Here is a 25,610-nt window from a genome sequence, read left to right as displayed (position 1 = left end):
TCTCTCATGCAAACCACATTAATAAAAAGTTTATCTGAAGTGATAAAAGAACGTCACTCTGTCAGAAAATATGATTCAACATACAATATTTCTCAAGAAGAAATTAAAGATATGCTAAAAGAAGCGACACTAGCACCATCCTCTAGTAATCTTCAACCATGGCGTTTTATTGTTATTCAAGATCCGGAGGCGAAAAAGGAACTAAGAGCAATCGCCAACAATCAAGAGCAAGTAGAAACAGCGTCTGCAGTTATTGCAGTATTAGGCGATAAGGAAATGTTTAAAAGTGTGGAAAAAGTCTATCGAAGTGCATACGAGGCTGGTTTGATGGACGAAGCTAATATGAATCGATTAATAGAGGGTACAAATAAAACATACCCACTTGCTCCAGAAGATGTCTTGAAAAATATTGCCTCATTTGATGCTGGTTTAGTATCGATGCAGTTGATGTTAATTGCAAAAGGCAGAGGGTATGACACCGTTCCAATGGGTGGCTTTGATAAAGATAAATTCGTGAAAATGTTCAATGTCTCCGATCGACTTTTCCCAATTGTGTTGATTTCACTAGGGAAGGCGGCAGCACCTGCTTTCAATACAACACGTTTACCATTGGAGGATGTATTAATAGATTATAGATAAAAAAGTAGGCGCATGATAATTTTTCATGCGCCTACTTAATTTTTTAGTTATTAATATACTTTTCAAACACATAGCCGAAATCTTTTACTATATATTGTTTTTTGCTATCTTCTAACCACTGAAAGGCTGCTTGATTAAGCATTTTGAATTGAACAACCAAGTTGCTGTCTGCACTTGTCACACGACCGAGAGTAGTGGAGGCGACATCAAGGCTTTGTTTAGCAAACTGAAGCGAAATTTCATTTTCATGTGAGATTTCTGAAATTTTGATTAAGGCTTTATATAAATCCTTAACTTCTTCAATATGTTTCTTATGAACGTCGATGGAGAAAGGAACTGAGCCGATTTTAAATTTTATTTCTACATCAAGGTCAACGGTTCCGGCCGTTTCGAGTTTTACCTCTGAGATTCTATTTGTTGCATAACTATAGCGGTGGAGCATTCGCTTTTTGCTGGTTGCACTTGTCCCATCTAAATGGATAAGGGCGTTGTTTGTAAAACAGTATTCATCAGACTTTGATTTGATGAGAAAATAAATTTTCTCATTGTCTTCATGCATGACATAATCATCTGCGTCCACCTTATCGTAATTTTCCGGCTTAATGACAGAACCAACATCACTTAATCCCAAAATATCCGCGGCTACTTTTCCAAACATTGGTATCAACCTCACTTTTTTAAAATCATTCCATCCATTTTTACGAATGGGGGACAATAAAGTTTCATCCTTATCCCAAAAACTTTATGCTTTAAAAAATGGTAGTATGCACCTGATTACTAAAAACAAATTAACAACAAGTAATGAAAAGAGGGAAACTACTTGATGGTTTCCCTCTTTTCATGGAAAATACACTATGTACATATTAAAAATAGATACAGAAAGGATAGAGGAACCATGCGGCCCATAATTTTAGGCATCCTTGCGGCTTTCTTTTTTGCATTTACATTTATCCTCAACCGATCGATGGATCAGGCTGGGGGTAGTTGGATTTGGAGTGCATCATTAAGGTATTTCTTTATGGTTCCATTTCTTTTCACAATTGTGATGGGAAGAAAAAATCTTAGACCATTACTTGTGGAAATGAAAAATCGACCTGGCGGCTGGTTTATATGGAGCACGGTGGGCTTCGGCTTATTTTATGGTCCGATTTGTTTTTCGGCTGCCTATGCCCCAGGCTGGCTCATTGCAGCCACATGGCAGGTCACAATTATCTCAGGTTCCTTGCTGGCCCCACTTTTTTACGAAATGGTTATGACTGATAATGGACCAATCCAGAAAAAGGGGAGAATTCCATTTAAAGGTTTAGGGATGTCATTGATCATCCTCCTAGGAATTATTCTGATGCAATTGGAACAGGCAAATCACATATCGAATTCTGCAATAGCCTTAGGCGTCCTTCCGGTGCTAATCGCTTCATTTGCCTATCCGCTTGGAAACAGAAAAATGATGGATATTTGCGGGGGGCGTCTTGATGTCTTTCAAAGGGTATTAGGGATGACATTAGCGAGTCTGCCATTGTGGGTTGTTTTATCTGTTTATGGTTTATATACTGTTGGTCCACCAAGCAAAGGACAAATAGTCCAATCAGGCCTTGTTGCGGTAACCTCAGGAGTGATTGCAACCATTCTATTTTTTAAAGCAACGGATCTTGTTAGAGGAAATATGCAAAAGCTTGCTGCCGTAGAGGCCACGCAATCAATAGAGGTCTTATTTGCAGTAATAGGAGAATTGTTAATTTTGAATACTGTTTTCCCAACTGAATTATCCTGGTTAGGTATGGTATTGGTTATGGTCGGAATGATCCTGCACAGCTTTTTTTCGCATAAAAGTAATCCAAAAAATCATCGTAGTGAAAGTCCTGAAAAAACTGTGCCTAGAAATGTTTGATCCTTATCAATTTAAATTGATAAGGATTTTTTTCGTAGTTCCTGACCTTTTTTAACCGTTTAAATAAGGACTAAGCTTGTCAATTGTTTCTTGTACCCTTACTGAATTTCTCTTGTACATTGCTTTTGATTTATCACAATCTGTCTCAAGAGAAAAGATCTCTAAATCAGCCTGAACTTTTTTTAGTGTAGCCAGGAGTAATGGACGTTGAGCGGGTGCTGGCACTTCAATTTTATCATCATATAGATCGACCGTTAGCTCTCCATAGGAATCGACTTGCCCTATGAAGACATTATCAAGAGTCACATCTAGTTTTTCTAACTCTGTATAAAGCCAGCCTCTGCCTTTTCCGGAACATCTTAATGATTCATCAATGATATTCCCGTCCATAATGACTGTTTGTGGTTCTTTTTCTTTCGCCATTTTCATTTGTAAATCTTTAGGTGTCAAAGGACGATTTTCTGTTTTTAAAAGTGTGCTTAAATTTCCACGAGGTTCCAACACAGCAAATTCTACGTCTGCAATCCTAAAAATATCCTTTTGTCGAAGTAACGCAGAAAGTTCGTCTATCGAATATTTTTCTTTTTTTAGATTATTTTCTAGGACCTTCCCATCTTTAATGACGACGGTTCCTTTACCTTCAGCAAAATCACGAAAACCTTTACTCTTTAGAGAGACAAAGTCAACGAGGAAAGTTACCAAGAAGAAAATGAGGACTGCTAACATTCCATGCCATACATTTGCTTCTAGTCCAGTAACTACTTCACCGGCAATACTTCCAATGGTAATTCCTGCAACATATTCAAAGAAAGAGAGCTCAGAGATTTGTTTCTTTCCAAGTATTTTTGTTGTAATAAATAAAAGTCCCAAAAAAATTAATGAACGAGTTATGATAAAAATCCAATCTGGCATTAGTTTCTCACCTCAAAATTTTATGAACCCATATATTGGGGTTCATGTCGTTCAAGTTCCAAAACACGGTATTGTAGATCCTTCTTTACCTCTTCAATCGTTAGTGTAGCTTCATGAAAAATAGCTTGAGCGTCTTTATCGAGTGAATTTAAGGCGAAGGAAGACAATTGTGCTTCGATTCCCTTAATAGTAGAGAGACATTGCTTGACATTAGAAGCGATTGTCACAAATTTAACTTCCTTTCATAAGAAAATCAAAAAGGGGTTGGCAGAATCGCCAACCTAAAACTGCTTTTATTGATTGTATTGTGGTTCTTCATTCAAAATTTCTTGAAGACGTGGTTCTAAACTATCAAGAACCGACTGGGTTTGTTGGGCTGCTTGTTGATAAAGCTGCTTTGCATTTTGGTTATCAGTTGCTAATGCGAATCCTTCAAAACTTGCCTGTGCACTTTTTAGTCCAGCTAATGCTTGTTTTACCTGAGTTCCTACTGTCATTACATAATCCTTCTTTCGTGATATAAAATGAAATTACAAAAATAGTATGTGGATTATTCGGGTGGATATGTATTTAATGTTTTTTTTACTTAATTCTTAATTTCCCTGAAACTTTATCTGGAAAATCACATTAGACAAGAATATTTTCTAGAACTAGCGGGTGCAACGCATTTGATTTATCAATAAAAATAAATCCATCATATCGCAGCCCCATTTTCGATGGGACGTAATTACCATATTGTTCGTATTCCGGCCGGTAAACCACACCAATTGCTCTATGCCCAATCGTTGTTGTAAATTCATGACGGTTCTGATCAGTAAATATCAAATATTTATTTACAGCCCCTGTCTTATGCATAAGTGATTCCCAGCTTCCGAGTTGGGCGGGAGGTACCTCCGTTTTTTGAAAGTCAACTCCCCATTCGGTGGAGGCAATTACCGTCCCGCTATATGTACCAAACCCGACAATAAAAACATTTTTGGCACCGTTTTCTTCTCTAATTAATTGTCCTACATTCACCATTCCTTCATCCTTCATATCAGTTGCCCGGGCATCACCTACATGTGTATTATGCTCCCATATGATTACCTTTGCGTCATCACCATGAAATCTTCGTACTGAGTTGAGTGCTTCGACCATATGCCTGTCTCGAACATTCCATGACTTAGAATCACTAGTGACCATTGTCCGATAATATTCCTCTGCATTTGCAGTAACAATGGCATTTACCTCCATATTCAAGCTGCTTTCCTGATCGTCATCGAATTTCCATTTGTTTTTCCGGATGGATGCGAGAAGTTCAAGTGCTTCCTTCGTACAATTCTCAGAGAGGTATCCGGCTGAAACAGCATAGGATTCATGATTGCGATTAAAGGGCTCAAAGCAAGAAAATGCATTTTTGGCCTCCTTAAGGCTGGGAGAATTGGTCCTTTCTAAATAATGAACAATTTCATCCATACTTTCCCAAAGACTATACACATCCAAACCATAAAAACCGACTTTTTGGGCTCTGTTATTATGGTGATTATAGTCTTTTAACCATTCAATGAGCCCAATGATTTCTTGGTTTGCCCACATCCAGGTTGGCCATCTATTAAAATCCTCGAGCACCTCTCTAATGTCTTGTGATGATTGGTTAAATCCTTTAATGTATCGATTGATGCTTTGGCAGGAAGGCCAATCGCCTTCAACGGCAATAAAAGAAAACCCTTTTTCCTTGATTAGTCTTTTTGTTAACTCTGCTCGAAGTGTATAAAACTCTGAAGTGCCGTGAGAAGATTCACCCAGTAGGACGAAACTTTTATCACCAATAGCGGCTATTAATGGGTCAAGATCATCAATTGTTTCAAAAGGTTGTGCATAAGTATTAATAGCTTTAATCATAGGTTAGAGCATTCCTTTCCTTTAGGATTCAATTTCCTATAATATCCCCTGTATTTCATTAACCTAAATACCCAATAATTCACATTTTTGACACAAGTAGTCCGTAAATTCAAAAAATTCCGTGTTATAATTTAGTTGTAAAGGATAGAAAAAAGTTAACAACTTAGGAGGCTCAACCATACGTGTTCGTTCCGTTCGTGAACGAGTAGTAAGGTATAAGGTTATTCCATTACAAGCATTTGGAAGGTGGAGCGATTGTCACACTCCTATGGAAAGGCTAAATCCTAAAACTAAATCCTTTCATAATAGGTATCTATGTATTCCATAGCAACCTTATCAAAGGAAAAAGTTAAAGATTTATCGATATGAAATAATATTGAATCTTTTCCAAAAAGAATGAATTGCCAAGAAGCCTAGAAACCCAAATGTTGGAATAATGAGTCTCAGTCTGTGTCAAACCGAGAATTTGTTTCTTTTAGGAATTTGAATTCCATTAATTCCATGTGAATTAATTCCTTCAACGGAACAAACACTCATCGGGGATAGGTAAAGGTTTCCATTTAGATTGATAAGATCGCTAAAAGGGAACTTCATTTAATTATCTATCAGCTGATGTCATGGTTGGGTCCCCTAAGGTGTTAATAAAATTAAGGAGTTACTTCACTAGTTGAAGTAGCTTCTTTTTCATTCTGGGAGTATAGAAATAAAAAAGCATTTTATTATAAATAGTACTGATCATTCGTTATAATAAAGGTAGGAAATTATTTTTGAAAGGGGCAAGATAATGTCGGGAACACAAGAATTAAATTTAATTCAACAGCAGGAAGCGATTATGGCGAAAATTCAACATCGGAGATTAACAAAGAGAAAGATCCTGCAACGCATTTTATTAATCACTCTAGGTGCCACCCTGATGGCTGTGGGCTTAGAAATATTCCTCGTCCCCAACAATGTAATTGATGGTGGAATCACTGGGATTTCCATTATGCTTTCGTATGTTACAGGTTGGAAATTAGGGATATTCCTCTTTATTCTTAATATACCTTTTTTCTTTATTGGGTATAAACAAATAGGGAAAACCTTCGCATTATCAACCCTTTATGGAATTATCATCCTTTCTATTGGGACTTCATTACTCCATCCAGTCCCAGCGTTCACACAGGATATTCTCCTTGCAACAGTTTTTGGAGGAATTGTGCTAGGTATAGGGGTAGGCATAGTGATTCGCTACGGTGGGTCATTGGACGGTACCGAAATTTTAGCGATTCTTTTTAATAATAAGCTTCCTTTTTCCGTCGGAGAAATTATTATGTTCTTTAATCTTTTTATCCTCGGGTGTGCCGGTTTTGTGTTTACGTGGGACCGTGCAATGTATTCGCTTATTGCCTATTTTGTTGCTTACAAAACGATTGATATTACCATTACTGGCCTTGATGAATCTAAATCTGTTTGGATCATTAGTGACAATGCTAAGCAAATTGGGGATGCTATCATGAATCGTCTAGGTCGAGGTGTCACATATATCAATGGTGAGGGCGCATATTCAGGTGATGATAAAAAAGTCATCTTTTGCGTTATCAATCGTCTTGAAGAAGCAAAATTGAAGGAGATTGTTACTGAAAATGATGACAGTGCCTTTCTAGCTGTTGCGGATATCGCTGAGGTACGTGGAGGCAGATTTAAGAAAAAAGACATCCATTAGAAGCGGGGAAACCTCGGCTTCTTTTTTGCGGAACTTTGTCTTTATAGTAGAAATTGGACGTAAATTGGCAATTTGTCGTTATGGGGCTAATATGGGGGAAAATCACGATTAGTTTGGTGTGTTTCTTGTATTTTCATGTCGGTTAATGCTGAAATTCCTGAGTTGACGAATGGTACTTTTGTCGTACCTTGCGCTTACCTCGGAAATAATTTTGCAAAAAATGAATTATTTCCAAAAAAAATGGCAGGAGCTTTACCTTTCCTGCCATTTTTTTTATAAAGTAAATTTCTCAGAATAAAAGCTCAAACACTTCATTTAGCTCGTGAGCCCTTTTTTCATCTTGCTCTTCTTTTGCATAGTTAATTTCTTTCGGCAGCATTCTATTTAAAAATGCAATTTCTTTTTGGTTCAAATCTCGAACAAAGGATCCTTCGGAGGCATAATGACCTTCCGATAGTTTGCGGTAAATATGCCTGCCTTCGGAATGGTCATCTGTGTAATTTGACAAAGTTTCTCTTAAGTAGCCCAAAGTTTTATCCAAGGTTTTCACCTATCCTTTCACCACATATTTTTCAACGAGATTTCTTTAATATACATGCGAAAGTTAGGAAATAGGAGGCCAGTAAAAAAGCCTCTGATAAACACACTTAAGAGAGAGGCTTGTAATAAACAATTAAGATTTCGAACAAGTGATGATTCGATAGCTTAAAATATCCTGGTATTTTAAGACAATATTTCCATGCTCATTTAATATTTGGAAAAGTTCAGGTTCAAAATTTTTGGAGAAATTGAACTCTGCTGTATTATTCCCAAGACTGATAGCGGTGTTTTCGATTTTTAGAACAATATCTTGGAATCCTGTTTTCTCTAATAACTTTCTCCAATCATCCTCCATTAATAATGAATCTAAAGCATAAAATTTCATGATTTCAGCTTCTTCATCCTGACTTAGCTTTGTGTTTATCGTCATTTCGTTTGCAATAAAACGTCCACCTTTTTTTAAGACTCGATAAAATTCTCTTAGTGCAGTCGGTTTATTAACAAAAGCTAAAACGGATTCAGATAAAATAAAGTCAAAGCTATTGTCTTTAAAGGGAAGTTTCTCAACAGACCCTGGGATTAATTGAATGGGTAAATTTAATGATTGAAAGCGCCTTCTTGCCTTATCTATCATGATTGGATTGATTTCAAGTCCTACTACCATTGCCTTATATTGCTGATATAAATATGCCGCTGTTTGTCCAGTGCCGCAGCCTGCATCTAAAATGCGGGATTTGTTTGTAATGTTTTCACCAGACAGTATGTTTTTTGTTAATGGAATACCCCCTGGATGGGCCCCACCCACGCCAAATTTGGCCAAGAAGTCAATATAGGTTAAACCTCCCATAAATAAAGACACCACCTCAATGATCTTTTAGCATTTTATGATAACTATTGGAGAGTGGTTCTTTCTAAAATAGTGATCCGAAAAAACAAGTAACAATAGAAATATTATGTAAACAAATAATTGACCATTAAAACATTTATCACTCAAAAACTTACCAGCAAATAACAAATTATGTTCAGTTTCCTTCTAATATTTTAAGCGATTACGCGCAAAATAATAAAATGGAAGGGGGAGATTCCTTTCCATTTCAACATGAAGGAGTGCTATGGATGAAAAATATAAAAGTTCAGCCGTTTTTCAATATGTTTGGAAGAAAACGAAAAAGTAGAGGAGCTATGTGGGCATCTCTATTAGGCATTGGTATAAGTGCTGCTGTTTTTGGAGTGACAAAGGGAAAACGTAAGGACCTTGCACTTCCTTTTCAAAATATGGTAAAAAACTTTACACCAAAAACAAATCTTAATTTAATGGATAATCATGCGATAACAGAATTTTCGGAAGAACTTTTGATGAGTGCATTAAATAAAGATAAAAAACGGTAAAAAAAGTCCGCATATTGCGGACTTTTTTTAATATGGGGGATTAGGAATTTTCCTTGGTGAGTAGCTAATATTCTCGGAAGAATAAACTGTTATGATTAACAAATTTCCTAGTGTCCGTGCTCTGATTAATATTGGTTGGTTATAGTTATTTTTAAATTCAAAATCGGGACCATACCAACTTACTGTTGCGTCTCGTCCAGGAGGAATATAGGGAACTTTTCTGGTATGAGAAAAACGCTCCAGAATCTTGATACCAGCATTGTCAATCGCATTATAGAGAGTGGAGGAGACCTGGCAAATACCTCCGCCAATGTCTTCTGAGAACTCTCCCTTCACAATAACAGGAGCCCGCTGGTAACCTTTGGCAGCTGTTCGTTTACCTACCACTTTATTAAAAGAAAATTTTTCACCAGGAAAAACAACATGATTATTTATGGCCAATGTTGCTAACTGAATATTGTTAGACCTTTTTTTGTTGCGAGAATTAAAAGAAGTGACATAGCGCCCAATTCGCAAGCTGCGAATTTCACCAAGTAATTCACTATCCACCTTTGGATAAACAGTAAGAATAGGTAATTCCAAATTTTTCTTTCTAGAACCAAAAAAATAGGCAAAGAATTGTTCAGTAAAGGCCTGTCGATGGATTCGAGAACCTGGTCGTTCGGGTATAATAACCCCAAACTGATCTAGGCTGGCGTTTTCAGGTGCAACAGAAAATTGTTTATCCAGTTGGTCTAAAAACTGATTGAATTTTTGAGAATTTAATAATGGCAAACCAGTTTGAGTTAGAGCAAAATCTTCTCGATTCATAGTGGCCACGGTTTGACCATCCTTAGTAATAGCTAACCTATCGGGTGAATTTCCCTGTTGGACCATAAGAAAAATTCCCAATATCAAAGTCTTAAACATAACCAGCAACCCCCCTTATAATAATATTAGTCGAACTATGCAAAATCATGTAACAACAAATAAACAGTTATCCAAATTTTTTATTTTTACTGAAAAGAATGTAGAAATATAGTATATTTATAGATGATAACAATAGAATAGAAAAGTGCTAGCAGATTGTTAGCGGATAAATAGGAGTGTTTATCTTGGCTGAAAACGAAAGAATTCAATTAAACGTAAGAATTACGAAGGAAACTTCCTTGCTGTTGGACGAAATTGTTGAGTATTATCAGCAAGGATTGAAGCTGGGTAGAATTTATAAAGGAGATGTACTAACAGATATTATCGAAAAATCGCATGAAGTAATGAATAAACAGAAAAGATCATTTACTAAAAGGTTTTAATAAACCAAGGTCAGGAAATGTCTGATGCAGGATGACGGTATTGGTTTGACTTTTCTTGACCCACTCTTTTTCATAACTGGATCAGATAATTTTTTAAAATTTGTTCTATTAGACTCCCCACAATACTAAATGTTATAGAATATTTAGAAATTAATTTGAATATTTAATATTTACAGGTATAATTAAAAGTACAACATACCAACTGGTTAGTATGGGGAAGGGGTGGAAATATTGGATTTTTCATATTCTCAAAGAGTGAAAGAGTTGCAGGAAAAATTAACGGCCTTTATGGAAGCAAATGTTTATCCCAATGAGCGTATTTACGAGCAGCAACTAAATGAACAAGAAAGCCGTTGGAGTGCGGTGCCGCCGATTATGGAGGAACTGAAGGAAAAAGCAAAGGCGGAAGGGCTCTGGAACTTATTTTTACCAGAAAGTGAATTGGGTGCCGAATTAACTAATCAGGAATATGCTCCTTTATGTGAAATTATGGGAAGGTCTCTTATAGGTCCAGAGGTATTTAACTGTAGTGCGCCTGACACGGGAAACATGGAAGTTATCGTACGCTATGGGACAGATAAGCATAAAGAACAATGGTTAAGACCGTTGTTAGCAGGTGAAATTCGTTCGTGTTTTTCGATGACTGAACCTGCGGTTGCTTCATCGGATGCTACCAATATCGAAGCAAGGATCGAAAGAGATGGTGATAAGTACGTCATAAATGGTCGGAAGTGGTGGTCATCAGGTGCAGGTGATCCTCGTTGCAAGATTGCGATTGTTATGGGGAAAACAGATCCGTCTGCCAACCGTCATGAACAACAGTCGATGATTCTCGTCCCACTTGATTCCCCAGGTGTGAAAATTGAACGGATGCTCCCTGTATTCGGCTATGATCATGCCCCGCATGGACACGGAGAAATTACCTATGAAAATGTGCGCGTACCGGTCGAAAATATCCTTTGGGGAGAAGGGAAAGGGTTCGCAATTGCGCAAGGGAGATTAGGGCCTGGAAGAATACATCATTGTATGAGATTAATTGGCGCAGCTGAGCGAGCGCTTGAGGAATTATGTAAGCGCGTTCAGGAACGGACTGCTTTTGGAAAACTATTAGCACAGCAAGGGGTAATTGGTGAATGGATTGCAGATTCTAGGATCGAAATTGAACAGGCAAGACTGCTTACCTTAAAAGCTGCATTTATGATGGATACGATTGGCAATAAAGAAGCAAAAGCAGAGATTGCTATGATTAAAGTAGTCGCACCATCAATGGCATTACGTGTGCTTGACCGCGCCATTCAAGCAATGGGTGCTGCAGGAGTTTCAAACGATTTTACACTTGCTGCCCAATGGGCAAACGCAAGAACATTAAGATTAGCAGATGGACCTGATGAAGTCCATCGTGCACAGGTTGCCAAGCTAGAATTGAGAAAATATCAATAGAATTTAAACTTGAAGAAGGGCTGAGAACTGTGAGATTACTAGGGAAAACAGCAATAATTACGGGCGGAGGGGGCGGTATTGGCCGCTCCACCGCGCTCCGCTTTGCAAAAGAAGGAGCAAGGGTTGCCGTAGCAGATATCGATTCCGCAATTGGGGAAGAAACAGTTCGTTTAATAAAAGAAGAGGGCGGTGAAGCAATATTTGTCAAAACAGATGTAACCGATTCTAAACAAATAAAGGCATTAATTAACACCACCACCAGCACATTTGGCGCTTTACATATCTTGTTCAACAATGCTGGTGTCGGTAATTCCGAAGTACGTAGTGTTGATTTATCTGAAGAGGAATGGGATTGGGTAATTGACATTAATTTAAAGGGTGTTTTCCTTGGAATAAAATACGCAGTACCTGAATTTATTAAAGCGGGAGGCGGAGCAATTATTAACACATCTAGTTTGCTCGGCTTAAAAGGACAGAAATATGTGTCTGCATACAATGCATCTAAAGCTGGGGTTGTCATGTTGACACAAAATGCATCCCTTGAATATGGGAAATACAATATCAGGGTCAATGCGATTGCACCAGGTGTAATTGACACGCCAATTATTGATCATTGGAAACAGGATGAGCGAAAATGGCCAATTATTTCACGAGCAAATGCACTAAGAAGAATTGGGACTCCAGATGAGGTTGCAAATGCGGTGTTATTTTTAGCTTCAGATGAAGCGTCTTTTATTACAGGTACAACCCTGTCTGTTGACGGAGGCGGCTTAGCATTTTAGATGCTCTATAGTAAATGGTAAAAAATCATTAGTGAGTTTATAACGCATTTTGGGAGGAAAATCGATGAGTGGTAAGAAAGCCTGGTTAGCCCATTATCCTGAAAGTATCGAAACAAATGTGACGATTCCAAATAAGCCTTTAGGACAAATTCTTCAGGAGACCACGGAAAAATATCCTGATAATAATGCTCTATCCTTTTATGGAAGGAAATTTTCTTATCAGCAATTAAACTCGCTAGTTCATAACTTTACATCTGCTTTGCAGCAAAATCAGGTTCAAAAAGGCGACCGAGTTGCGATTATGCTCCCGAACTGTCCGCAATATGTTATTTCCTACTACGGAATTCTTACGACTGGGGCGATTGTTACCCAAGTGAATCCAATGTCAGTCGAACGAGAGCTTGAGTATATACTGAAGGACTCCGGAGCGGAAACCATTGTAGTCCTCGATGCCTTCTATCCAAGGCTGAAAAGTGTTCAAGAACTTACCAACCTAAAGAATATCATTGTTGTCAGCATCCAGCCTTCAGGACATGAATTTGCCCCGGACTTAAGCTTTGAAAGCTTCTTATCGGAAAGTAACGGAAGCGTCCTCCCGATTGAAATGGACCCTCTGCATGATGTAGCCGTCCTACAATATACTGGTGGCACAACAGGAAGATCGAAAGGTGCGATGCTGACGCACCGAAATGTTCTTGCAAACGTGATTCAGTGTTACGAGTTCTTTAAAGAAGAAATGGAAATCGGAAACGAGCGTTTTCTAACGGTCATTCCACTCTTCCATGTTTTCGGGATGAGTTCTTGTATGAACTTTTCGATTTTTACAGCTTCTGAATCGATCATGCTTCCTCGGTTTGAATTAGAGGAAGTATTAAACACGATCAAAAATGAACAGCCTACTGTTTTTCCAGGTGTCCCAACCATGTATGTAGCGATTACAAGCCATCCTCGTGCCGAAGAATACGGGATTAACAGTATTAAAACGTGTAACAGCGGAAGCGCGCCAATGCCACTTGAACTGCTCCGCAACTTTGAAATGAAGACAAGTTCTAAAATCTTAGAAGGTTATGGGTTATCAGAAGCCTCACCGACCACCCATTGCAACCCGCCATTTTCAGTACGCAAACCTGGCAGCGTTGGGATTGGCGTCCCATCCACTGAATACAAAATAGTGGATTTAGCAACTGGGACCGAAGAAGTGCCTGTTGGTGAGCTAGGCGAGGTTATTATTAAAGGACCTCAGATTATGAAGGGATATTGGAATATGCCGGAAGAAACAGCGAACACCCTCCGTGATGGCTGGTTATACACGGGTGATATTGCGAAGGTGGACGAAGATGGATATCTATACATCGTGGATCGCAAAAAAGATTTAATCATTGCCAGTGGATTCAATGTCTATCCTCGTGATATTGAAGAAGTCCTTTACGAACATCCAGCTGTACAAGAGGCGGTCTGTATTGGAGTTCTCGATCCGTACCGAGGAGAAGATGTGAAAGCCGTCATAGTACAAAAGGCTGGCAAAACCGTAACAGAAGAAGAAATAATCCAATATTGTAAACAAAACTTGGCAGCCTATAAAGTACCGCACAATGTCGAATTCCGCGATCAACTTCCAAAAACAAATGTTGGAAAAATTCTCCGTCGTGCCTTAAGGGACGAAGTGAAAAATAAAGAAAAGCTTATAGACAGTTGAAAATGTTTCCGAAAATAGTATAGATAGTAGAAATCCTCGTTTGTGCTTATAGGGGTCTTATAGATTATGATATAATTCTCAATAGACATTTTTACAGAATGCGAGGACATAATGTGAAGGAAAAAATTACAGCACAAAGCATCCGGCTTTTTGAAAAAAAAGGATTCACCGAGACGTCAATTCAAGACGTTGTGGATTCTCTTGGTGTGACAAAGGGTACATTCTACTATTACTTTTCGAGTAAGGAAGAATTGCTGATGGATATCCACCTCGGATATATAGATGGATTACTTTTTTACCAGGAGCAGATATTAAAAGATGCTTCGAAGTCTTGTAAGGAAAAATTATTTGAGATTGTTAATATGCTTATTACAAGTATTTCCAGTCAAGGAGCGGCTGCAAAAATTTTCTTTAGAGAAATAAATAATTTAAGTTCAGAGCATATTGAATTAATTGTTCAAAAAAGAGATCAATTCCGTCTCAATATAGAAGTCCTGATTCGGACAGGAGTAGAAAAAGGTGAGTTCCGGCCCGAGTTAGATGTGCAGATTATTACAATGGGGATTCTTGGCATAACCAATTGGAGCTACCAATGGTTTAACCCCAACGGAAGGGTCTCTGACCGGGAAGTTGCAGAGATTTTTGTCGAAATGATTTTAAAGGGAATCCAAGTCAATTGAAGAAAGAATTGGGAAGAGGGTTTTTATGGAAATTACCCTCTCTTTTTTCAAAGTGAATACCAACTGGTCAGTATTGTTTGAATTTTCAGAATTGAAAGGTGGAATCTGATGCCACACCAAATGAGTAAAGATACAATCCCTGTCCGAAAAGGGGAGGAATTGAACCTTCCTGTCCTTGAAAAGTTTTTACAAGAAAACATCGAAAAATTGCCAAGTGGTCCGCTTGAAATCTTACAATTTTCTGCAGGGCATTCTAATTTAACCTATCAAATAAAAAAGGGCAGTTGGGAAGCTGTACTAAGACGCCCTCCTCTAGGACCTGTAGCACCGAAGGCTCATGATATGGAAAGGGAATTTCAAATTCTTTCAGAGTTGCATCCATTATTTTCAGTTGCTCCAAAGCCAATCCTTTTTTCTAATAATGAGTCGATCGTTGGCAGTCCCTTTTTCCTAATGGAAAGAAAGAATGGTCTTGTAATTGACACGTTTTTCCCTGATGGAGTTACAGTATCTGAAAATCACTGTCGGCACCTTTCGGAGGTAATGGTCAATAAACTTGTAGAATTGCATGCAATCAACTACAGACAGACGGGTCTTGCTGAAATCAGCAAGCCGGACGGGTTTATGGAAAGGCAGGTACATGGCTGGATTGGACGATATGAACGGGCGAAAACGGAGGAAATTGCTGTCGTTGAACTATTAAAACGATGGCTGGTAGAACAGACACCCAAAAAACACGAAGCGACGATCATACATTATGACTATAAATTCAATAATGCCATGTTTTCTGAGGATCTAACCGATATGGTTGGCCTGTTTGATTGGGAGATGACCACGGTAGGCGACCCGCTGGCAGACCTTGGGGTGGCCATGGGTTATTGGAATCAACGCGATGATTCTGAACTTTTGATTAAGGGGTTAGGTAAGGCGCCGATCACGGCTGTCCATGATGGATTTTTAACAAGGAATGAATGTATCGATCTTTATTCGAAAAAAAGCGGCCGGGATGTTTCTAACTTTAACTTTTATTTAACGTTTGCTTATTTTAAACTTGCTGTCATTGGTCAACAAATTTACTACCGCTATAAAAAAGGGCAAACCACTGATACACGATTTGCCAATTTTAATTATTTTGTAAAAAATTTAATTCTGCATGCAGCGAATGTTGCGGATGAAAGGGTTTAAAAGGGAGCTGGGTGCGAATGAATAAGATTCATCTTCTGATGAAGAAAGAAGACATCCGAGAAGAGAAAATTGCAGATGGAAATAAAATCGCGGTCGTCTTAGATATACTACTGGCAACAACCACAATTGTTTCAGCCTTAAAGGATGGCGCAAAGGAAGTCATACCAGTTTTGCATAGCAAGGAAGCAATCGAACTTGCAAATCAGTACCAACAGGATGAATGTATTCTGGCTGGAGAACTAGATGCCAAACCGCTTGACGGGTTTGTTTATCCTAGTCCAACGTTAATCAGGGAATCCATTAATGGAAAAACGTTAATTTTATCCACCACAAACGGCACTGTGGCGTTAAGAAAATCATCTTCGGTGAATAAAGTATACATTGCATCTATGCTCAATAATCCTGCTGTTGCTAGTTCTCTTCAGAAAGTTAGTGAGGATCAAACCATTCTAATTATTTGTTCCGGAAATTCCGGGGAAATGAGTTTAGAAGATTTTTATGGTGCCGGCCACTTAATAGATTGTTTATTGAAAAATAGTGAATATGAATTAACAGATGCAGCGAAAACGGCCTTATATTTCTACCGGGGTCAAAAGGATGACTACGAGATTCTGCTAGATTCTTATGTTGGAAAACTTCTAGATAAATATAATCAACATGCTGACTTAAGGGTGGCTTCATCAAAAGGGATAACTTCGATTGTACCTATATTAAAAGATGGAAAAGTCGTAGTCGAAACAATCTACTCTATATAAAGGGATACAGAGATCGATGAGGTTTTCACAAACAATTGCATTAATAACGGGGCAGGAAGCGGAATTTGCAGGGCGACAGCTTTTTGGTTTTCAAAAGATTACGAACCTAAACTGAAAGGAAGATGAATATGAGCCAAGGACATTTATTAATTGAAAAACTAGGTCCGGTGTTGTCTTTGACATTAAACCGTCCAGAAAGCCTAAATGCGTTTAGCCCCGAGATGATTTTCGGACTAAAGGATGCGCTTACTAACGCCCAAATGGATGAAGATATACAGGTGATTGTTATATCTGGAGCCGGTCGTTCCTTTAGTGCAGGCGGCGACGTCAAAACAATGGGGCAGGCAGACTCTAATCAAGTGTACGAGCATATCGGCAAGCTCAATGAGCTCATTTTATTGATGAAAGAAACCGAAAAGCCGATTATCGCCACTGTCCACGGTTTTGCCGCTGGGGCAGGGTTTAATTTGGCTCTGGCCTGTGATCTTATAGTAGCAGCGGAGGACAGTAAATTTGCCCTAAGCTTTTCACAGGTGGGTTTAATATCTGACGGGGGCGGCTCCTATTTACTTCCGAGATTAATTGGTCCGCATTTAGCGAAACAATTTTTCTTCACAGCAGAACCAATCCCTGCAGAGCGTCTTTATCAACTAGGGGTGATTAATTATTTAGTTCCAATAGAAAAGCTTCAAGAAGAAACTACGAAATTTGCCTTAAGATTGGGGCATGGTCCTGGCAAAGCGTTTGGAAAACAAAAGAAATTAATTGATCAATCGTTTACATCCACACTGGAGGAAATCCTCGAGCAGGAGCGGTTGATACAGACGTTAATGGTGCAAACAGCTGACCACAAAGAAGGAATTACCGCTTTTAAGGAAAAAAGAAAACCAGCATTTAAAGGGAAATAGGAGATGAAAGTGATGAAAGCAGTTCGATTAAAAGAATATGGTGGACCAGAAGTATTGAATCTAGTGGATATTGAAAAACCGGTTCAAACCGGTCATGAAGTTCTAATTGAAATAAAAGCGATTGGTGTTAACTACGCGGATACTGCACGGAGGGAAGGACAATATGTCGTAAAAACGCCGCTGCCTTTCATTCCTGGTGCTGAGATTGCGGGAGTGGTTGCTGCAGTTGGAGATCAAGTCACAAAAGTTAAGCCTGGTACAAGAATTGTCACCTTAATCGAATCAGGGGGCTACGCTGAATATGCGCTAGCAGATGAGCGTTCACTGATTCCGATTCCTGAACAATTAGATTTCCAAAATGCCGTTGCCCTTCCATTGCAAGGCTTAAGTGCTTATCATATTTTAAAAACAATGGCTCGTTTAGAAAAGGGAGAAAGCGTCCTTGTGCATGCAGCTGCAGGCGGGGTAGGAACAATTGCAGTTCAGCTAGCGAAATTGTTTGGGGCAGGAAAGGTCATTGCTACAGCAAGTTCAGCTGAAAAATTGGCGTTAGCACAAGAAATGGGCGCAGACGTACTAATTAACTATACAGAGCCAGACTGGGAACAGCAGGTTCTTGAAGCCACTGGCGGCAAAGGGGTAAATGTTGCGCTTGAAATGGTGGGCGGGGATGTTTTTAATAAAACCGTCAAATGTCTCGCCACATTTGGCCGCCTTGTTGTGTTTGGCGCTGCAAGCGGTGAGCAAAGCCGCTTCTACCCGTCATCACTGATGGCTAGAAATCAATCAGTTATCGGCTTTTTCTTACCGCAGATTATGAGGAAACCAGAATTACTGCAGCCAAGCTTAGTAGAGTTACTTACATACCTCGGTGCAGGAAAATTAAAGCTGACCATTGGCGGGGTATTCCCATTAGAGGATGCAGCAAAGGTCCATACTCTGCTGCAATCGCGAAAAACACAAGGGAAATTAATTTTAGTGCCGTAATGTTAAATAAATGTATGAAAGAGGTCTTGAAGTGATTCAAGCCTCTTTTTCTGTGGAGATATTAATAAAATATGAACAAACTATTAATTAGTAGAGAACAATTGTTTTTATGGTTGATATGCTTAAAATTTGAGATAAACTAAATAAATAGAACAATATAGGTTGCATGAGGAGCTGATCTAATTTTGAGAATATTAGTGATTGAAGATAATAAAAGTGTTTGCTCAATGATCGAAATGTTTTTTGCCAAAGAAGGCATTGATGGAGAGTTTGTCAATGATGGCCTTGAGGGATATAACCGCATTAAGGAAGGGACATGGGATGCTCTCATTATTGATTGGATGCTTCCGGGAATGGATGGAGTAACGATCTGCCGTAAAATCCGGCAAGAAAATTTTACTGTTCCAATCATTATGTTAACAGCAAAGGATAGTGAGTCAGACCAAGTGCTCGGACTTGAGATGGGAGCTGATGATTATGTGACCAAGCCATTCAGTCCGCTGACATTGATGGCGAGAATTAAGGCAGTTACACGCCGCTTCCAAACACAGGTGCCAAAAGAAAGTGACGATTTCCTACAAACTGAACACTTTAAGGTAAGTAAAAATACGAGAGAAGTGATTGTGGACGGAACACCGGTGACAAACTTAACACCGAAGGAGTTTGATTTACTTTTCTATATGGTTGAACACCCCCGTCAAGTGTTTTCAAGAGAGCAGTTACTTGAACGGGTTTGGGGCTATCAGTACTACGGTGATGAACGTACAGTTGATGTCCATATCAAACGGCTGAGGAAAAAAGTCGAAACAAGCTTACAGCCATTCTTCCATACGGTATGGGGGGTAGGGTATAAGTTTGATGAGTCAATCAAAGCGGATGAAGTTTAGATATATTTACCAACAGTTTTTTAGTCATATCAGTATCATTATTGTTGCTTTTTTGGTGTTAAGTCTTTTATTTGCCCATTATGTTGAAAATCTGGTTTATGAGAATAAAGCAAACGAGCTCATTTCTTACGGGAAGTCTATCATGTCAGAGATTGAACAAAGGCCACAAGCGACGGAGTCCATCATTAATCGATATAGCTCCGTATTAGCGACCAGAAAAATGAGCTTTAGTATGTTCGATCAATATGGAAAATTATACGCCGTTGGAAAACAGGGTCCAGCTATTGGGGGGTTATCTGACAAGGATTGGGATAAGATTTCTAAAGGGCGTACCCTTGTGGTTAATAGCGATTTTAAAAGGTTCGGTCAAGAAGGTGTTACCTTTGTTGTATTACCATATCTTGATAACGGGAACTTTATTGGCGGCATTTTATTAACCTCTCCGATTAGCGGCTCAAGTGCGATGATTCAACGTGTCAATCAGTTTATTTTGTATACCATTCTTATTGCTCTTATAGTGTCCTTTCTAATGAGTTGGTTTTTATCGAGGATTCATGTTAACCGGATTAAGCATCTACGTGAAGCAACCTCCCTTGTCTCTGCTGGGAATTATCAAGTACACGTTTCTTCGTCCAATTTTGATGAAATTGGTGAATTAGCAAACGATTTTAATCATATGGTCGATAAAATTAATACATCGATGGAGGAAATTGAAAGTCTGGAAAATAGACGAAGGCAATTTTTGTCTGATGTTTCCCATGAAATGCGGACGCCTCTTACGACAATTAGTGGTGTAATCGAAGGTTTGAAAAATGACATGATTCCGGAAGAAGATAAAGAGCGTGGAATCAACTTAGTTAGCCAAGAAGCGAAAAGACTCATTCGCCTAGTCAATGAAAACTTGGATTATGACAAAATTCGCTCCAACCAGATTCAGTTATTTAGGGAAGACATTCAGCTCGTAGAGTTACTAGAAATTATTCAGGAACAATTAATGCCTCAAGCAGAGGATAAAAATAATCGGATAGTTATTGACGCGGCACCGGAAGTCATGGTTAATGCAGATTATGACCGTCTGATCCAAATATTAATTAATATTACCAAAAATAGCATTCAATTTACCACGAACGGGACCATTTGGCTGCGTGGAAGAACAGAGGAGAACTCAACCATTATCGAAGTAGAAGACACGGGAATTGGTATTGAACCGAATGATATCGAAAACATCTGGCGTCGTTTCTATAAAGCTGATATTTCCAGAACCAGTAACCCCTATGGTGAATTTGGGTTAGGTCTTTCAATCGTAAAGCAATTGGTTCTACTGCATAATGGAGAAATTAATGTTTTCAGTGAAGAAGGACAAGGAACAAAATTTGTGATTCGACTTCAAAAATAAGCGGGAGTATTAAGAAGCTGCGGACTGATGCCTGCAGCTTTTTTGTGCAGTTGCGATTATATTTCTTGGATATTTCCAAAAGCCGTTATAGTTTGTTAATAATTTCTTAAGATTTGTCAGTTAAAGTAAAGACAAGTTAGAAAATCCTTAAAGGAGATTGAGTGAGATGGAATTAAAAAATGAAAATGAATTCGAAAAAAATCAACCTAATTCATCTGAGATGACTGAAAATACAAAAGCTGAGGAACAAGCAGCGGATACAATCAATTTCAGCCATACCGAAGAAAATTCGCATGCTGTCGATGCGACCGTAACAGTGGAGACGAAGGATTTTGTCAATCATGGGGAACAAGAAGAACCAACCGAATTCGACCCTACCACAGAAGCGACGTTACCTCTAGAAATGGATCAAACGCGCACGACTAGCCAAGTGGATCAAAAGTATAAGAAAAAACGGAATGTAAGAGGATTTGCCTCCACACTTGCCGCTGGGGTAATTGGGTCTGTATTGACATTAGCGATTCTGCCACATACAGACTACATAAAAAATCATTTTCCGAAGGTGGAGAATCAAGGGGCAATAAGTTCACAACAAGGAACATCTGTCAAAGCAGTGGTGGCTCAGCCAACAGCCGCATCTTCTAATTCGATTGCGGATACGGTTGAAAAGGTATCAAAAGCCATTGTAGGGATCGTTAATTATCAACAACAAGAGAATAATTTATATGGAAACCCTAACTCATCACAAAGTGTGGAAAGCGGATCTGGCTCGGGAGTTATTTTTCAAAAAAATAATGGCACGGCGTATATTGTCACCAATAACCACGTAGTAGAAGGGGCCTCGAAACTTGAAGTATCTTTGTTTGACGGTGAAAAGGCGACCGCAGAAGTTGTTGGCACAGATGCCTTAACGGATCTTGCGGTCTTAAAAATTGACGCTAAATACGTGACGGCAACTGCTGATTTTGGTAATTCATCCACACTCCGCCCTGGCGACCAAGTTTATGCGATTGGAAACCCGCTCGGACTCGATCTCTCAAGGACAGTCACGCAAGGTATAGTCAGTGCAACGAACCGAAGCATTGCTATCACAACATCAGCAGGAAATTGGGAAACCAATGTCATTCAAACAGATGCAGCGATCAATCCAGGGAACAGTGGTGGTGCGTTAATTAACCCACAAGGGCAAGTGATTGGGATCAATAGTTTGAAAATTTCTGAGAGTGGTGTAGAAGGATTAGGCTTTGCGATTCCTAGTAATGACCTCATTCCAATTGTGAATCAATTAATTAAAAGCGGTAAAATTGACCGTCCATATCTTGGGGTAGGACTTGCAGATCTTGATCAAGTGCCACAAATGTACTGGCAAAACATGCCGAATAACACAACAAAAGGTGTTATGCTGACAAACATTGAGCCTAATTCAGCAGCTGCAAAAGCTGGGCTTCAAGTAAAGGATATTATTGTCTCTATGAATGGAACGGAGATTTCCAGTTCTTCAGATTTAAGAAAATATTTATATACAAAAGTTAGCAAAGGCGCTGAAATAAAATTTGGTGTTTACCGCGACGGAAAACAAATGACGATAATTGTAAAACTGTCGGAATAAGGGGAGGGAGTAGCTAGAAGAATGTCCTTATTAATGCAAAATAAAAAAACTTTTCTGGTCATACTAGTGTTATTAATTACGATGGGTATCTCGCTAAGTTTCGCCCTAAAGAAGGATGAGACGGTCGCAAAGTTTAATGGTGAAGCAATTAGCAAAGACGATCTTTATAGTGAAATGGTCGAACAGTATGGTGCTGCTACAGTTGATAAAATAATTGGCGATAAAATTGTGGCTGCTGAGGCTAAAAAACAAAAAGTAAATATTACTAACAGTATCCTGAATAAAGAGGTTGAAAAACTGAAAGCCTCTTATGGCGGCGAAGAAGCATTTAAACAGGCGCTTGAAAGCAACAATACTACTTTGGCCTTTCTTAAACAAGATCTAAAAAATTATTTGACCATCAAACAATTACTGGAGCCTCAAATAGAAATTACCGAGGAGGAAATGAAAACCTATTTTGATGAAAATAAGGATTCGTTTGCCGAAGCAGAGCAAATTAAAGCAAGTCATATTCTGGTTGCCGATGAAAAAACGGCTAATGAGGTCAAACAAAAGCTCAACGATGGCGGAGATTTTGCGGAGTTAGCCAAAAATTATTCCACTGATGATAGCACGAAGGATTCAGGCGGTGACCTTGGATATTTTGCCAAAGGGACAATGGTCACTGAATTTGAAGATGTGGCCTTTGGACTGGCAGTGGACCAAGTAAGTAAGCCAGTAAAGACTGAATATGGCTATCATATTATTAAATTGGAGGCTAAAAAGAAGGCAAAAGAAGCAAATTATAATGACAGTAAGGAAGAAATTAAAGAGACTTTAGTTGATCAGAAAATCGATTCTGAGTACTCAACCTGGCTAGAGAACAAGAAGAAGAGCTATGATATTGAAAATACATTAGAAGAAGTTTAACCCTACGATCAAGAGGTGAATAGCAAGATGAATCGGGTCGGGAAATATGCAGCAAACGATACAGTGGATGATCTTGAGTTGATGAATATGGTCTTTGAACTCCCTGAAAAGGATAAAATGATTATGTGGTCTGAAGGCTATATTGATCTTGTGATTGAGAAATTACCTGAATATGCCCGAGATGTTTTGGAGAATCGCAAAGAAAAGTGGGAGGATACGAAAGCATATTACCAAATGAAGATTGAAGATATTATTAACCAGGAAGAGTTTAAATTGAAACAAATGGGCGAACGGAAGGAGTTCGCCCTTTTCGTCATGAAGCGATATCCAGAATATCAATCGTTACTTTTTTTAATCTATGATGGGAATCTAAAGGAGGATGATTTTAGAAAGTTTGTCTACCGAAAAAGGCTCGGTTCACGTAAAAAGTACCTTCATTAAGCGGGTTGGCTAGATAAAGTGACAAGTTGGCGGAATGATCGTCAGGTCGTTTGACCAAGTAATAAAACAACCCTGCGGTTTCCGCTAATTCTTGTTATTCGTAAAATCTATATCACCAACCCACTTTTAACTTTGCGTAACAATGGAGCCGTCTATTTGCGGTTTCTTTTTATTTTGGTGGCAAGCTATTGCTTTTCGGAAGGGGCATTTTTCCTTATAATAAGAGATGTTTCTTAATTAAAGGGTGGGTTCGTATGGATATTAATTTTTCTTTAAAGCAAGTGTTGCTCCTTCTAATCGTTACTTTGACAGGGGTGGTTTGGTCAGTTATCTTTCATCACCCACTTGTGGCAGGGTTTTTTCCAGGCTACCTCATGCTTGTTTGGTTAGCAAAGAAAAAAGATATATCGATAAAACAAATACTACATATTAGTATTTTGGGTGTGAATAAAACGAGAATTGTCATCTTAATTCTTTTCTTGGTTAGTTTCTTGCTGCCATCTTGGTACTTATCAGGTACCATTCAGCAAATGGTGAAAATCGCCTTGCATTTTATCATACCAAATCATTTTTTTGTCTTATCGTTTCTTTGCGCAATGGTATTCTCGATGCTACTTGGAACGACTGTTGGGACATTGAGTGCGATTGGTATACCTATTATTGGGACGGCAATCGTTCTTCACCTTCCTGTTGAAATGGTAGCTGGCGCATTGGTTTCAGGAGCGTTTGTAGGCGATCGGACCTCGCCGTTTTCAAGTGCCCATCAACTTTTGTCACATACGGTTGAATTGCCGGTGAAAAGACAATGGAATGCGATGTTTGTCACCACGCTTTTGGCTATTATTTTATGCTTTTGCTTTTATGGAATGGCTGACTATCTGATCTCTGAAACAACTGCTTCAAATTCCCAACCACTAAGTTTGCATGAAATTTCAGTGATTAAATTAATCCCGCCAATCATCTTAATCGTATTTGTCCTTTTACAGTTTAGTATCATTTATGCTTTCTTAACTAGTATTCTATCAGCTTCGGTGATTGCATTATTCGGTGGAATTTCATATACAAAACTCGGTTTTTCTTTGTGGGGTGGCATTGATGGGCTTGGGGGAGGATTCCTTCATATGTATGAATTGCTCCTATTTTTAGCCTTGGCAGGGGCATATAATGGCCTTTTAGAAGAAATGAATGTCATTCAGCCTTATTTAGATAAATGGTTACAATCATCTCGATCTCTGACTGGTGACACCCTTAAAACGCTTTTGGCGACATTTTTGATCACTTTAATAGCAGCAAATCAAACCCTGCCCATTATTCTAACAGGGAGATCCTTCCTTCCTCATTGGTCTAGTAACTATGGAAAAGAAGAGCTAGCTAGAGTGATGGGGGATTCGACGATGCTGTTTCCGGGAATAGTCCCGTGGAGTGTTCTCGCCATCATGTGCAGCACGATCGTTGGTATACCGATCATGGATTATCTGCCATTTGCGCTATTTTTATGGATTTTACCCATTTTAACGATATTAGTTTCCTTAGTAAAACAAGTCCGAAAATCCAAACCAAATCGAACATCGATTGCTTAAAAAACGGAGTCTTTTGCGTCTCCGTATTTTCGGTTTTTGGGGTTAAAAGAGAATCCCTTTGAATGAAGTACCACTATCTTTCATATTAGTGGTAGTAAAGAACTTGGACAAG

General features: G+C 38.8%; 27 protein-coding genes. 19 read left to right on the top strand and 8 right to left on the bottom strand.

What is annotated here, in order from left to right:
- Nucleotides 1-6: 6 nt before the first annotated feature.
- Nucleotides 7-639, top strand: a complete 633-nt coding sequence (locus CCK98_RS22170; RefSeq protein ID WP_088088551.1) for a nitroreductase family protein — start codon at nt 7-9, stop codon at nt 637-639.
- Between the two features lie 43 nt (nt 640-682).
- Here the strand turns inward: CCK98_RS22170 and CCK98_RS22165 are convergent, their stop codons facing one another.
- Complete coding sequence (locus tag CCK98_RS22165; RefSeq protein ID WP_088090510.1) at nt 683-1,297, bottom strand: PH domain-containing protein; 615 nt, start codon at nt 1,295-1,297, stop codon at nt 683-685.
- A gap of 237 nt (nt 1,298-1,534) precedes the next feature.
- Here CCK98_RS22165 and CCK98_RS22160 point away from each other — a divergent pair, with 237 nt between their 5' ends.
- Complete coding sequence (locus CCK98_RS22160; protein ID WP_088090509.1) at nt 1,535-2,527, top strand: multidrug resistance efflux transporter family protein; 993 nt, start codon at nt 1,535-1,537, stop codon at nt 2,525-2,527.
- 51 nt (nt 2,528-2,578) lie between these two features.
- Here CCK98_RS22160 and CCK98_RS22155 read toward each other — a convergent pair whose 3' ends face one another.
- The 4 genes from CCK98_RS22155 to CCK98_RS22140 form a co-directional block, all read right to left on the bottom strand.
- On the bottom strand, nt 2,579-3,439 hold the full coding sequence (locus tag CCK98_RS22155) for a DUF421 domain-containing protein (RefSeq protein ID WP_088088550.1): 861 nt from the start codon (nt 3,437-3,439) through the stop codon (nt 2,579-2,581).
- A gap of 20 nt (nt 3,440-3,459) precedes the next feature.
- On the bottom strand, nt 3,460-3,666 hold the full coding sequence (locus tag CCK98_RS22150) for a DUF1657 domain-containing protein (RefSeq protein WP_088088549.1): 207 nt from the start codon (nt 3,664-3,666) through the stop codon (nt 3,460-3,462).
- 66 nt (nt 3,667-3,732) lie between these two features.
- On the bottom strand, nt 3,733-3,936 hold the full coding sequence (locus tag CCK98_RS22145; RefSeq protein ID WP_088088548.1) for a DUF1657 domain-containing protein: 204 nt from the start codon (nt 3,934-3,936) through the stop codon (nt 3,733-3,735).
- A gap of 130 nt (nt 3,937-4,066) precedes the next feature.
- The gene (locus tag CCK98_RS22140; RefSeq protein ID WP_088088547.1) at nt 4,067-5,320 is read right to left on the bottom strand and encodes an erythromycin esterase family protein; all 1,254 of its coding nucleotides are present in this window, start codon (nt 5,318-5,320) and stop codon (nt 4,067-4,069) included.
- An 832-nt stretch (nt 5,321-6,152) separates the two neighbouring features.
- Here CCK98_RS22140 and CCK98_RS22135 point away from each other — a divergent pair.
- Complete coding sequence (locus tag CCK98_RS22135; RefSeq protein WP_088090508.1) at nt 6,153-7,022, top strand: YitT family protein; 870 nt, start codon at nt 6,153-6,155, stop codon at nt 7,020-7,022.
- Nucleotides 7,023-7,311: 289 nt separating this feature from the next.
- On the opposite strand, the gene CCK98_RS22130 is transcribed toward CCK98_RS22135, so the two are convergent.
- Both CCK98_RS22130 and CCK98_RS22125 read right to left on the bottom strand, forming a co-directional pair.
- Entirely contained in the window at nt 7,312-7,563 is a 252-nt protein-coding gene (locus CCK98_RS22130; RefSeq protein WP_088090507.1) for a sigma-G-dependent sporulation-specific acid-soluble spore protein CsgA, read from the bottom strand.
- A gap of 132 nt (nt 7,564-7,695) precedes the next feature.
- Complete coding sequence (locus tag CCK98_RS22125; RefSeq protein ID WP_088088546.1) at nt 7,696-8,409, bottom strand: class I SAM-dependent methyltransferase; 714 nt, start codon at nt 8,407-8,409, stop codon at nt 7,696-7,698.
- 269 nt (nt 8,410-8,678) lie between these two features.
- On the opposite strand from CCK98_RS22125, the gene CCK98_RS22120 reads away from it, so the two are divergent.
- The gene (locus tag CCK98_RS22120; protein WP_088088545.1) at nt 8,679-8,951 is read left to right on the top strand and encodes a hypothetical protein; all 273 of its coding nucleotides are present in this window, start codon (nt 8,679-8,681) and stop codon (nt 8,949-8,951) included.
- Between the two features lie 27 nt (nt 8,952-8,978).
- On the opposite strand, the gene CCK98_RS22115 is transcribed toward CCK98_RS22120, so the two are convergent.
- Nucleotides 8,979-9,860: a VanW family protein gene (locus CCK98_RS22115; RefSeq protein ID WP_088088544.1), complete on the bottom strand. Its 882-nt coding sequence runs from the start codon at nt 9,858-9,860 to the stop codon at nt 8,979-8,981.
- A gap of 185 nt (nt 9,861-10,045) precedes the next feature.
- On the opposite strand from CCK98_RS22115, the gene CCK98_RS22110 reads away from it, so the two are divergent.
- The 15 genes from CCK98_RS22110 (at nt 10,046) to CCK98_RS22040 (ending at nt 25,498) form a co-directional block, all read left to right on the top strand.
- Nucleotides 10,046-10,243 (top strand): hypothetical protein, encoded by a 198-nt coding sequence (locus tag CCK98_RS22110; protein ID WP_066256390.1) that lies wholly within the window; start codon nt 10,046-10,048, stop codon nt 10,241-10,243.
- Between the two features lie 231 nt (nt 10,244-10,474).
- Nucleotides 10,475-11,683: an acyl-CoA dehydrogenase family protein gene (locus CCK98_RS22105; protein ID WP_088088543.1), complete on the top strand. Its 1,209-nt coding sequence runs from the start codon at nt 10,475-10,477 to the stop codon at nt 11,681-11,683.
- 29 nt (nt 11,684-11,712) lie between these two features.
- A complete protein-coding gene (locus CCK98_RS22100) occupies nt 11,713-12,465 on the top strand; it encodes an SDR family NAD(P)-dependent oxidoreductase (RefSeq protein WP_088088542.1) in 753 nt (250 codons plus the stop codon).
- Between the two features lie 64 nt (nt 12,466-12,529).
- The gene (locus CCK98_RS22095; protein ID WP_088088541.1) at nt 12,530-14,161 is read left to right on the top strand and encodes a long-chain fatty acid--CoA ligase; all 1,632 of its coding nucleotides are present in this window, start codon (nt 12,530-12,532) and stop codon (nt 14,159-14,161) included.
- A gap of 113 nt (nt 14,162-14,274) precedes the next feature.
- Nucleotides 14,275-14,841 carry a TetR/AcrR family transcriptional regulator gene (locus CCK98_RS22090; RefSeq protein WP_088088540.1) on the top strand — a complete coding sequence of 189 codons (567 nt, stop codon included), beginning with the start codon at nt 14,275-14,277 and terminating at the stop codon, nt 14,839-14,841.
- Nucleotides 14,842-14,949: 108 nt separating this feature from the next.
- Nucleotides 14,950-16,026 carry a phosphotransferase family protein gene (locus CCK98_RS22085; protein ID WP_088088539.1) on the top strand — a complete coding sequence of 359 codons (1,077 nt, stop codon included), beginning with the start codon at nt 14,950-14,952 and terminating at the stop codon, nt 16,024-16,026.
- A 17-nt stretch (nt 16,027-16,043) separates the two neighbouring features.
- A complete protein-coding gene (locus CCK98_RS22080) occupies nt 16,044-16,781 on the top strand; it encodes a 2-phosphosulfolactate phosphatase (RefSeq protein WP_088088538.1) in 738 nt (245 codons plus the stop codon).
- A gap of 128 nt (nt 16,782-16,909) precedes the next feature.
- A complete protein-coding gene (locus CCK98_RS22075; RefSeq protein ID WP_088088537.1) occupies nt 16,910-17,689 on the top strand; it encodes an enoyl-CoA hydratase/isomerase family protein in 780 nt (259 codons plus the stop codon).
- A gap of 12 nt (nt 17,690-17,701) precedes the next feature.
- Complete coding sequence (locus CCK98_RS22070) at nt 17,702-18,676, top strand: NADPH:quinone oxidoreductase family protein (protein ID WP_088088536.1); 975 nt, start codon at nt 17,702-17,704, stop codon at nt 18,674-18,676.
- Between the two features lie 185 nt (nt 18,677-18,861).
- Nucleotides 18,862-19,563, top strand: coding sequence for a response regulator transcription factor (locus CCK98_RS22065; protein WP_088088535.1), 702 nt, complete (start codon nt 18,862-18,864; stop codon nt 19,561-19,563).
- On the top strand, nt 19,553-20,959 hold the full coding sequence (locus tag CCK98_RS22060) for a HAMP domain-containing sensor histidine kinase (RefSeq protein ID WP_088088534.1): 1,407 nt from the start codon (nt 19,553-19,555) through the stop codon (nt 20,957-20,959). The genes CCK98_RS22065 and CCK98_RS22060 overlap by 11 nt, the downstream gene beginning before the upstream one ends.
- 166 nt (nt 20,960-21,125) lie before the next feature.
- Nucleotides 21,126-22,568, top strand: a complete 1,443-nt coding sequence (locus tag CCK98_RS22055; RefSeq protein WP_088088533.1) for a S1C family serine protease — start codon at nt 21,126-21,128, stop codon at nt 22,566-22,568.
- Nucleotides 22,569-22,589: 21 nt separating this feature from the next.
- On the top strand, nt 22,590-23,477 hold the full coding sequence (locus tag CCK98_RS22050) for a peptidylprolyl isomerase (RefSeq protein ID WP_256942442.1): 888 nt from the start codon (nt 22,590-22,592) through the stop codon (nt 23,475-23,477).
- 27 nt (nt 23,478-23,504) lie between these two features.
- Nucleotides 23,505-23,918 carry a hypothetical protein gene (locus CCK98_RS22045; protein WP_088088532.1) on the top strand — a complete coding sequence of 138 codons (414 nt, stop codon included), beginning with the start codon at nt 23,505-23,507 and terminating at the stop codon, nt 23,916-23,918.
- 254 nt (nt 23,919-24,172) lie between these two features.
- A complete protein-coding gene (locus tag CCK98_RS22040; RefSeq protein WP_088088531.1) occupies nt 24,173-25,498 on the top strand; it encodes a Na+/H+ antiporter NhaC family protein in 1,326 nt (441 codons plus the stop codon).
- The last annotated feature ends 112 nt before the right edge of the window (nt 25,499-25,610 follow it).

It is taken from the genome of Bacillus sp. OV166 (genome assembly GCF_900177675.1).
Taxonomy (GTDB): domain Bacteria; phylum Bacillota; class Bacilli; order Bacillales; family Cytobacillaceae; genus Neobacillus.
Note: the sequence above shows the minus strand (reverse complement) of the source record. Positions and strands in the feature narration are given on the sequence as shown.